Source organism: Vreelandella hamiltonii, assembly GCF_014651795.1.
Lineage (GTDB): Bacteria > Pseudomonadota > Gammaproteobacteria > Pseudomonadales > Halomonadaceae > Vreelandella > Vreelandella hamiltonii.
Genome location: NZ_BMXO01000029.1, coordinates 1 through 1,816, shown reverse-complemented (window position 1 = coordinate 1,816; position 1,816 = coordinate 1). Strand labels below are relative to the sequence as shown.

The 1,816-nt window shown below is 51.5% G+C and carries 2 rRNA genes; both read left to right on the top strand.

The features are described from left to right. Positions 1-54: ribosomal RNA gene (locus IE061_RS17865) — 16S ribosomal RNA — on the top strand; the annotation flags it as partial. Positions 55-348: 294 nt separating this feature from the next. Continuing rightward, positions 349-1,816: ribosomal RNA gene (locus IE061_RS17860) — 23S ribosomal RNA — on the top strand; the annotation flags it as partial.

Genomic DNA, 1,816 nt, shown 5'->3' with positions numbered 1-1,816 from the left:
GTGAAGTCGTAACAAGGTAGCCGTAGGGGAACCTGCGGCTGGATCACCTCCTTAAACGATGTCTTCCCCTCGCGGTAAGCGCTCACAATGAATTACCTGATCAGAATGCTGTTGATGAGCAGTGATAAACGCTCTTTCACGTTAAAAAGAAGAAAAGACCTTTCTTTTTCTTTCAAGGTGTGAAAATACGATCCGTTTATCACTGCTTATAGCAGTCGCTCTTTAACAATGTATATCATGCTGACAGAAACGTGTTGAACACGTTTCTACGTAAATTGTATTGTGATACGTCTCAAGCGTATCCGGCAATCGTTATCATTGCGAACCCCAGACTCCTTCGGGTTATAGGGTCAAGCAATGAAGCGCACACGGTGGATGCCTAGGCAGCCAGAGGCGATGAAAGACGTGGTAGCCTGCGATAAGGTTCGGTGAGGTGGCAAACGACCTGTGACCCGGACATCTCTGAATGGGGAAACCCACTCATCACAAGATGAGTATCTTGCGCTGAATACATAGGCGCAAGAGGCGAACCAGGGGAACTGAAACATCTAAGTACCCTGAGGAAAAGAAATCAACCGAGATTCCCCTAGTAGCGGCGAGCGAACGGGGACCAGCCCTTAAGCGTGTGACGGATTAGACGAACAGATTGGGAAGTCTGGCCATAGCGGGTGATAGCCCCGTAGTCGAAAATCTGATCACGTGAAATCGAGTAGGTCGGGGCACGAGAAACCTTGACTGAAGACGGGGGGACCATCCTCCAAGGCTAAATACTCCTGGCTGACCGATAGTGAACCAGTACCGTGAGGGAAAGGCGAAAAGAACCCCGGAGAGGGGAGTGAAATAGATCCTGAAACCGTGTGCGTACAAGCAGTAGGAGCAGACTTGTTCTGTGACTGCGTACCTTTTGTATAATGGGTCAGCGACTTATATTCAGTGGCGAGGTTAACCGTATAGGGGAGCCGTAGGGAAACCGAGTCTTAACTGGGCGACACAGTCGCTGGATATAGACCCGAAACCGAGCGATCTATCCATGAGCAGGGTGAAGGTTGAGTAACATCAACTGGAGGCCCGAACCAGGATCTGTTGAAAAAGATTTGGATGACTTGTGGATCGGAGTGAAAGGCTAATCAAGCTCGGAGATAGCTGGTTCTCCTCGAAAGCTATTTAGGTAGCACCTCACGTATCACCGCCGGGGGTAGAGCACTGTTTCGGCTAGGGGGTCATCCCGACTTACCAACCCGAGGCAAACTCCGAATACCGGTGAGTGCAAGCGTGGGAGACACACGGCGGGTGCTAACGTCCGTCGTGAAAAGGGAAACAACCCAGACCGTCAGCTAAGGTCCCCAAATCCTGGTTAAGTGGGAAACGATGTGGGAAGGCTCAGACAGCTAGGAGGTTGGCTTAGAAGCAGCCATCCTTTAAAGAAAGCGTAATAGCTCACTAGTCGAGTCGGCCTGCGCGGAAGATGTAACGGGGCTAAACCAGGTACCGAAGCTACGGGTTCATCCTTACGGATGAGCGGTAGAGGAGCGTCGTGTAAGCCGATGAAGGTGTGTTGAGAAGCATGCTGGAGGTATCACGAGTGCGAATGCTGACATGAGTAACGATAAAGGGAGTGAAAAACTCCCTCGCCGGAAGACCAAGGGTTTCTGTTCGACGCTAATCGGAGCAGAGTGAGTCGGCCCCTAAGGCGAGGCCGAAAGGCGTAGTCGATGGGAAACGGGTCAATATTCCCGTACCGGACATGATTGCGATGGGGGGACGGAGAAGGCTAGGTGAGCCAGGCGTTGGTTGTCCTGGTGAAAGTGAGTAGGCT